Origin of the sequence: Corallococcus exercitus (assembly GCF_003611585.1) — a bacterium.
In the GTDB taxonomy this organism is placed as follows: Bacteria; Myxococcota; Myxococcia; order Myxococcales; family Myxococcaceae; genus Corallococcus; species Corallococcus exercitus.
Genome location: NZ_RAVW01000074.1, coordinates 21,533 through 28,976, shown reverse-complemented (window position 1 = coordinate 28,976; position 7,444 = coordinate 21,533). Strand labels below are relative to the sequence as shown.

The 7,444-nt window shown below is 67.9% G+C and carries 8 protein-coding genes; 3 read left to right on the top strand and 5 right to left on the bottom strand.

Features of this window, described 5'->3' with window-relative positions; all coding sequences use genetic code 11:
• From D7W79_RS12270 to D7W79_RS12260, 3 genes are all read left to right on the top strand, one after another.
• On the top strand, nucleotides 1–1,121 hold a 1,121-nt coding region (locus D7W79_RS12270), incomplete at its 5' end, for a serine hydrolase domain-containing protein (protein ID WP_147441897.1).
• Nucleotides 1,122–1,600: 479 nt separating this feature from the next.
• A complete protein-coding gene (locus tag D7W79_RS12265; RefSeq protein WP_208729710.1) occupies nucleotides 1,601–2,221 on the top strand; it encodes a C2 domain-containing protein in 621 nt (206 codons plus the stop codon).
• 48 nt (nucleotides 2,222–2,269) lie between these two features.
• On the top strand, nucleotides 2,270–2,758 hold the full coding sequence (locus D7W79_RS12260; protein ID WP_120525549.1) for a hypothetical protein: 489 nt from the start codon (nucleotides 2,270–2,272) through the stop codon (nucleotides 2,756–2,758).
• A 57-nt stretch (nucleotides 2,759–2,815) separates the two neighbouring features.
• Here the strand turns inward: D7W79_RS12260 and D7W79_RS12255 are convergent, their stop codons facing one another.
• The 5 genes from D7W79_RS12255 to rfbB form a co-directional block, all read right to left on the bottom strand.
• Nucleotides 2,816–3,877, bottom strand: coding sequence for a YihY/virulence factor BrkB family protein (locus D7W79_RS12255; RefSeq protein ID WP_120525548.1), 1,062 nt, complete (start codon nucleotides 3,875–3,877; stop codon nucleotides 2,816–2,818).
• A gap of 143 nt (nucleotides 3,878–4,020) precedes the next feature.
• Entirely contained in the window at nucleotides 4,021–4,566 is a 546-nt protein-coding gene (rfbC, locus tag D7W79_RS12250) for a dTDP-4-dehydrorhamnose 3,5-epimerase (RefSeq protein ID WP_120525547.1), read from the bottom strand.
• Nucleotides 4,563–5,444, bottom strand: a complete 882-nt coding sequence (gene rfbA, locus D7W79_RS12245) for a glucose-1-phosphate thymidylyltransferase RfbA (protein WP_120525546.1) — start codon at nucleotides 5,442–5,444, stop codon at nucleotides 4,563–4,565. Before rfbA ends, rfbC begins: the two co-directional genes overlap by 4 nt.
• A complete protein-coding gene (locus D7W79_RS12240; protein WP_120525545.1) occupies nucleotides 5,441–6,355 on the bottom strand; it encodes an SDR family oxidoreductase in 915 nt (304 codons plus the stop codon). Before D7W79_RS12240 ends, rfbA begins: the two co-directional genes overlap by 4 nt.
• The gene (gene rfbB, locus D7W79_RS12235) at nucleotides 6,352–7,374 is read right to left on the bottom strand and encodes a dTDP-glucose 4,6-dehydratase (RefSeq protein WP_120525544.1); all 1,023 of its coding nucleotides are present in this window, start codon (nucleotides 7,372–7,374) and stop codon (nucleotides 6,352–6,354) included. Before rfbB ends, D7W79_RS12240 begins: the two co-directional genes overlap by 4 nt.
• Nucleotides 7,375–7,444: the final 70 nt, after the last annotated feature.

The window sequence follows — 7,444 nt, the reverse complement described above, 5'->3', positions numbered from 1 at the left end:
AGATGCGTATAAGAGACAGGGCCGTGGGCCTCTACTCCCGCACGCCCGCGCCAGGCCGCTACGCCTACCAGAAGCCCATCGCCGAGGACGACGGCTGGACCACGGCCTCACCCGCCGACGTCGGCATGGACGTCCAGCCGCTCCAGCAGCTCGTGCAGCGCATCCTGGACCAGGAGCCGAGCCCGGAACCCGCGCCCGCCATCCAGGGGCTGCTCATCGCGCGTCACGGGAAACTCATCGTCGAAGAGTACTTCCAGGGTTTCGACAAGGAGCGTCCCCACGATCTGCGGTCCTCCTCCAAGTCCTACGCGTCCCTGATGATTGGCATTGCCCTGGACCAGGGTGCGCCCTTTACCGTGGACTCGCCGGTGATCTCCCTCTTCCCCGAGTACAAGAGGAAGCTTTCGAACCTGGATGCGCGCAAGCGCAAGCTCACCGTCGCGAACCTGATGACCATGTCGACGGGGCTCGCCTGTGACGACGATGACCCGGCGTCACCTGGGAACGAGGACCGGCTCGATGACAGCGTGCCGGATTGGTACAAGTACACGCTGGACCTCCCCATGGTGCGCCCGCCCGGCGAGAAGGCCGTGTACTGCTCCGCGAACATCAACCTGCTGGGCGGCGTCCTCCGCAACACCACCCGCACCTGGATCCCCGAGTTCTTCACCAGGAACGTCGCCACGCCCCTCCAGATGCGAGGCTACCACCTGGACCTCATGCCTGACGGCGAGCAGTACCTGGGGGGCGGCATCTACATGCGCCCGCGCGATGCCCTGAAGCTCGGGCAGCTCTACCTCTCCGGGGGAACATGGAACGGAAAGCGCGTGGTCAGCCAACGCTGGGTGGAGCGCTCCATCGCGAACCATTCAACAATGGGAGACGGACGGACCTACGGCTACACGTGGTGGCGCCATGAACTCCGCGTCGGCGACCGTGTGTATTCGCAGTACGAGGCCAGCGGGAACGGGGGACAGCTCGTGATGGTTGTCCCGGAGCTGGACCTCGTCGTGCTCTTCACCGCGGGCAACTACAACCACGTCGCCCTGTGGCGGAAGTTCCGTGAGGAACTCCTGCCACAGTACATCCTGGCCGCGGCGTCAACGCCTCCGCGGCCTTGAGCCGCGCTCAGTAATAGCAGCGCCAGTAATCGTACCCTTCCCCATCGCAATAGCAGGTACCACTACCCACGGGGAGCGTACACGTACGCGGATTGGCCCCAGTAGAGGGACAGGCCATGCCATCCAGCACTTCGCACTCGAGCAACACCGAGGAGGTGACGTCGGCGTCTGCGTGAGGCGCCGTCTGGCTTGCCGTGTCATCCACAGTCGAGGGCTCCATGGCGCCACCACAGCCAACGAGCAGCCCGAACATCAATGCTGAGACAATTCCTCGCATGCACCCTCCCGGTTGAGAATCAATGCGAGGCTAACCCCGCTTCTCGGTTGGGCTCAACATTTCGAGCAATGGAGTGCCGCACGCCAGCATGGCGCCTGGCAGGGTGTCCTCGTTCCGTGACCTTCAGGCCGCTTACGAGAAGGCCGTCACGCGCAAGGTTCGGGACGGAGGAACCTGAAGCGGGTTAGCCTTCCCAGCGCTCATGAAAAACCTGGGTTGTTGGATGTTCGTCCTGACATGCGCGCTGTGGCTCCCCGCCTGCGGCCCCTACGACTGCAGCCCGGAGAACTGCGCGGACGGGTGCTGCTCCGCGAACAACGAGTGCATCCGCTACCGTGGCGACTCGGAATGCGGCCCCAATGGCGGCATCTGTGAAGCCTGCGCGGACGGCAGTGTCTGCCGGCTCGACCAGCGCGCCTGCTACGCGGGCGTGATGCGCACCCGGGTGCAGCCCCGGCACGCGGTCATCGCGGAGGTCGACCCGGACAATGGCGAGGACTGGGATTCAGACGGCTCCCCGCCCGACGTCGTCGTGGAGATGAACTGTCCCTCCGCTCCGGAGCGGACCCGCACCGCCGAGGACGAAGATTGGGAACCCGAATGGCGCACCGGGAGCTGTGAGGTCATCACCTCCAACCTCCTGCGCTTTCCCCTGGAAATCTCCATCTTCGACAACGACCCCTTCACCCTCGATGACGAGTTCGGCGGCCTCTCCTACCAGGTCACCCGAGAGGACCTGAACCTGGGTCGTATCGAGCTCACCCTCCCGCCCATCGTGAAGACGCTGGTCATCGAGCTGAGCCACACCTATTCGCCGCAGTGAGCCGCGCGCGGCTGTAACCGTTCCGGCGCCCCTGGCGTAGTCCTGGCCATGCGCGCCCACGCCCTGCTGCTGCTCACGTCCCTGTTCGCCAGCGCCTGCGGTCCCTCCTCCTCCGTGGACGAAGGGCTCGGCGTCATCCAGCAGCTCGACACGTCCGAGCAGGGCATCACCGCGTTCGTGCGCTCGGGCCAGTACGCGTCCTGGCTCGCGGAGCCCGCCGTCCATGACACGCGCGCCCCTCACGGCAGCAAGGTCCGCGTCTTCTTCAACGACGTCGTCGCGCGCTCACTCCGGGAAGGCAATGACACCCATCCCGTGGGCAGCATCCTCGTGAAGGAGCTGTTCGAGGACGACGGGAAGACGCTTCGGGGCCACGCGCTGGACGTGAAGGTCGCCGAAGGCCCCGGCAAGGACACCTGGATCTTCTACGAGGGCTTCGGCCCGACCTACTCCAACAACTACTACGGCCGCGCCCACTCCACCTGTCACGGCTGCCATTCCGACGGGAAGGACTACGTCACCTCCCCGCTCCCCTGAAAAGACAACGGGCGGCCCCCTCGCGAGGACCGCCCGCAGGTCAATGCCTTGCAGGGCCTACCGCGCCGGAGACTTGCGGCGCATCAGGAACACCCCCAGGCCCACGCCCGCGGCCCACTTCGCCGCCGCGGCCAGGGGCGTCTTGCTCAGGGGCACCGGCTGGCTCTGGTAGTTCGGCTGGGGTAGGACGGGACGGAAGTCCGTGGCACCGGGCAGGTTCGCGCCCTGCTGCTCCGCCTCCGTCTTCGTCACGTTGGGTCCCGGCGTGTTCGGATCGCGAGCACCCGGCGACTTCCCGTCCGGCGACTTGTGCTCGAGGATGCCGTTGATCTCCGCGCCCAGCAGCACGACGATGCAGGAGATCTGCATCCACAGCAGCATCACGATGACACCGCCGATGGCGCCGTAGTTCACGTCATACGAGCCGAAGTTCGCCACGTACATCGAGAAGCCCCACGAGGCGATGACCCAGATGATCACGCTCACCACCGAGCCCGGCGTGATGAACTTGAACTTCTGCTTCACGTCCGGCAGCACGTAGTACAGCACCGCCAGCAGCATCATCATCAGGATGCCGGCCACCGGCATGCGCAGCCATAGGACGATGCTCGACAGCGGCTCGCCCAGCTTGTTCGCCACCGCCGGCGTGACGATGGCGACGATGGCCGCCAGCACCACCGTGACGGCCGTGCCCAACGTCGTCAGCAGCGCGATGCCCCGCTTCTTCCAGAACGGGCGCTTCTCCTCCACGCCGTACACGGTGTTGAGCGCCTCCATCAGCGCCGCCACGCCGCCTGACGCCGCCCAGATGGCGCCCACGCCACCGATGGTCAGCAGGCCCACCGGGTTGCTGGTCGCCAGCGCCTCCAGCCGCTCGCCCAGGATCTTCGTCACCTCCTGGGGCGCCACCTTCGACAGCTCCTGGATGAGCTGCTGCGCCTGGTGCGGATCAATCAGCACACCGGCCAGAGACACGAGGAACAGCAGGAACGGGAACAGCGCCATGATGGCCGAGAACGTCAGCGCGCTCGCGACGTTGCCTACGTTGTCGCGCCCCCACTCGTCCTTGAGGGACTTGAAGAACTCCTTCCAACCCATTCCCTTGCCGGGCAAGACCATGCGTCTCCTCCTCGGAGGAGATTGGGCATTCCATCCCCCGGTCGGCTTCCTCCCCCGGGACGTTGCCTGCCTCCCTGCCTGCTTACCGCGCATGGAGCGGCTGGAGGCAAGTCCCTCCACCACGCCTGCCCGGCCGCCTTGAATCAGTAGGAAGGCAACACGAGCGCGTCCTTCAACCGGGGCGCGCGCTGATCCTTCACCGACAGCAGCGGCTCCTTCACCGGCCAGGGGATGGCCAGATCCGGATCATCCCAGGCCACGCTCCGCTCGGATTCCGGGGCGTACAGCGCGGTGCACTTGTAGAAGAAGTCCGCCGAGTCGCTCAGCACACAGAACCCATGCGCGAAGCCCGGGGGGATCCACAGCTGCCACTTGTTCCCCGACGACAGCTCCGCCCCCATCCACCGGCCGAACGTGGGCGAGCCCTTTCGCACGTCCACCACCACGTCCCAGACCGCGCCCGCCAGCACCTGCACCAGCTTCCCCTGCCCGTTCGGCTCCTGGAAGTGCAGGCCCCGCAGCGTGCCCCGCACCGACCGCGACAGGTTGTCCTGCACGAAGGCGCTCGGGATGCCCGCGTCCTGGTAGCGCTGGGCGTGGAACGTCTCCACGAAGAAGCCCCGCGAGTCCCCGAACACACGGGGCTCCAGCAGCAGGACCCCGGGAAGCTCCGTCGTCTGCACCTTCATGGCGCCGTCCCCCGGGTCCCCAGGAGGGCCTTCAGGTACTGGCCGTAGTCGTTCTTCAACATGGGCTCCGCGAGCGCCTCCAGCCGCGCCTCGTCGATGTAGCCCATGCGGAAGGCGATCTCCTCCGGGCAGGCGATCTTCAGGCCCTGCCGGCGCTCGATGATCTCGATGAACGACGACGCCTGCATCAGCGATTCGTGCGTCCCGGTGTCCAGCCACGCGTAGCCGCGGCCCATCAGCTCCACCGTGAGCTGGTCGCGGCGCATGTACTCCGCGTTGACGTCGGTGATCTCCAGCTCGCCCCGCTTGCTGGGCTTCAGCGCGGCGGCGATGTCCAGCACCTGGTTGTCGTAGAAGTACAGCCCCGTGACGGCATAGTGGGACCGGGGCTTCGCGGGCTTCTCCTCGATGCTGATGGCCCGGTTGCCCGGCGCCAGCTCCACCACGCCGTAGCGCTGCGGATCCTTCACCTGGTAGCCGAACACCGTCGCCCCGGACGCGCGCCGCACCGCCCTCCGCACCAGTTCGCTCAGGCCGTCCCCGTAGAAGATGTTGTCCCCCAGGATGAGCGACACGGCATCGCTGCCCACGAAGTCCCGGCCGATGACGAACGCCTGCGCGAGGCCTTCCGGGCGGGGCTGCTCCGCGTACTGGAAGGACATGCCCCACTGCTCGCCATCGCCCAGCAGGTCGCGGAAGCGCGGCAGGTCCTGGGGCGTGGAGATGATCAACACCTCCCGGATGCCCGCCAGCATCAGCGTGGTCAGCGGGTAGTAGATCATCGGCTTGTCGTAGACGGGCAAGAGCTGCTTGCTCACCACGAGCGTCAGCGGATACAGGCGCGTCCCCGAGCCTCCCGCGAGGATGATTCCCTTCATCCCGTCTCCCCGGCCCGGGCCGCGAGCCAGCTCGCATGGAAGCGCCGCAGGGACTCCGCCAGCTCGAGCGGCTTCTCCGACAGCTGCTCCCGCGCCTTGTCCGTCAAGAGCCCGCTCTTCAGCGGCCGGGGCGCCGACAACTTCAGGTCCGCCATCCGCGTGGGGACCACCAGGCCCGCGTCGAAGCCGAACACCTCGCACAGCGCCCGCCCGAAGGCCACGCGGTCCAGCACCGTGCCGCCGCAGGTGTTCCACGTCCCGCCCAGCCGCCGCTCGCCCAGCTCCACCAGCATCGCGGCCACGTTGTCCGCGAAGCTTGGGGACACGACCTGGTCCTCGAAGAGCTTCACCGGCTGCCCCGCCGACAGCGTCTTCACCAGCCACGCGCCGAAGTTGAGCCGGCCCTCGACTGGAGGCCAGCCATACACCACCGCGGTCCGCGCAATCGCGCACCCGGGCGAGAGCACGCGCGCGGCCTGCTCGCCCATGTGCTTCGTCACCGCGTAGACGCCCCGCGGGTTCGGCACCGCGTCCTCGGCATACGGGCCCGCGTCGCCGTCAAAGACGTAGTCGGTGGACACGTGCACCAGGTGCGCGCCGGCCTCGCGCGTCCAGCGAGCCACCGCCGCCGTGGCGGTGACGTTCGCGGCGTACGCGGTCTCGGGCGCCTTCTCGCAGGCGTCCACCTCCGTCATCGACGCGCAGTGCAGGACGACCTCCGGCGACAGCCGGGTCAGCGCGGGCGCCACGTCCGCCTCACGCGTGAGGTCCAGCGCCTCGTAGTCGAACGTCCCCGAGGCACGGCGCGGGCCCTTCCCCACTCCGACCACCGAGTGCCCCCGCGCCGCCAGCTGCGCGCACGCCCGGCGGCCCACCAGTCCGTTCGCTCCCGTGACGACGAAGCGGCTCATGCTCCGTGCCCCCGGCGCGTCAGCGTCACGGTGCGGCGGTACTCACCGCTCAGCACGCGCTCCCACCACTCCGGGTGCTCCACGTACCAGCGCACCGTGTCCGCCAGCCCCGTTTCGAAGGAGTGCCTGGGCGTCCACCCCAGCTCGCGCCGGCTCTTCGCCGGGTCGATGGCGTAGCGGCGGTCGTGCCCCAGCCGATCCGTGACGAACTCGATGAGGGACTCCGGCCTGCCCAGCGCCGCGAGGATGCCCTTCACCAGGTCCAGGTTCTTGCGCTCCGCGCCGCCGCCCAGGTTGTAGACCTGTCCCGCCCGGCCCCGCTCCAGGGCCTGGAGCAGCCCCTGGCAGTGGTCCTCCACGTGCAGCCAGTCGCGCACGTGCTGACCGTCGCCGTAGACGGGGAGCTTCTGGTTCCGGAGCGCGTTCACCACCATCCGGGGGATGAGCTTCTCCGGGAACTGGTAGCGGCCGTAGTTGTTCGAGCAGCGCGTCACCACCACGTCCAGGCCGTAGGTGTGGTGGTACGCCAGGGCCAGCAGGTCCGCGCCCGTCTTGGACGCCGAATAGGGGCTGGAGGGCTGGAGGGGCGACTCCTCCGTGAAGGCCCCGGACGGCCCCAGCGAGCCGTACACCTCGTCGGTGGAGACCTGCACGAACCGGCGGAGGCCCCGCGTCCGGCAGGCCTCCAGCAGCTGCTGCGTGCCCAGGACGTTGGTGGTGACGAAGACGGCCGGGCCTTCAATGGAGCGGTCCACGTGGCTCTCCGCGGCCAGGTGGAGGACGCAGTCGATGGCGTGCTCCTGGAGCACCCGCTCCACGCACTCCCGGTCGCCCACGTCGCCGTGCACGAAGACGTGGCGGGCGTCGTCCTCCAGGCCGAGGAGGTTCTCCAGGTTGCCCGCGTAGGTGAGCCGGTCCAGGTTGACGACCTTCCAGGCTGGCCGCTCGCGGAGCAGGTAGCGCACCAGGTTGGACCCGATGAAGCCGCAGCCACCCGTGACCAGGACGTTCGTTGACATGGACCCAACCTTGGGGGACGCGTGGGCCGCCCTGGGTACTGTGCGGAAGTCCCCCCGTCAAGGCACGTCG

Excerpts from the sequence above, each read along its gene's own strand:
- D7W79_RS12260 (WP_120525549.1), top strand. The coding sequence starts at position 2,270 with ATGCGCGCCCACGCCCTGCTGCTGCTCACGTCCCTGTTCGCCAGCGCC.
- D7W79_RS12265 (WP_208729710.1), top strand. The coding sequence starts at position 1,601 with ATGAAAAACCTGGGTTGTTGGATGTTCGTCCTGACATGCGCGCTGTGG.
- rfbA (WP_120525546.1), bottom strand. The coding sequence starts at position 5,444 with ATGAAGGGAATCATCCTCGCGGGAGGCTCGGGGACGCGCCTGTATCCG.
- D7W79_RS12255 (WP_120525548.1), bottom strand. The coding sequence starts at position 3,877 with ATGGTCTTGCCCGGCAAGGGAATGGGTTGGAAGGAGTTCTTCAAGTCC.
- D7W79_RS12240 (WP_120525545.1), bottom strand. The coding sequence starts at position 6,355 with ATGAGCCGCTTCGTCGTCACGGGAGCGAACGGACTGGTGGGCCGCCGG.
- rfbB (WP_120525544.1), bottom strand. The coding sequence starts at position 7,374 with ATGTCAACGAACGTCCTGGTCACGGGTGGCTGCGGCTTCATCGGGTCC.
- rfbC (WP_120525547.1), bottom strand. The coding sequence starts at position 4,566 with ATGAAGGTGCAGACGACGGAGCTTCCCGGGGTCCTGCTGCTGGAGCCC.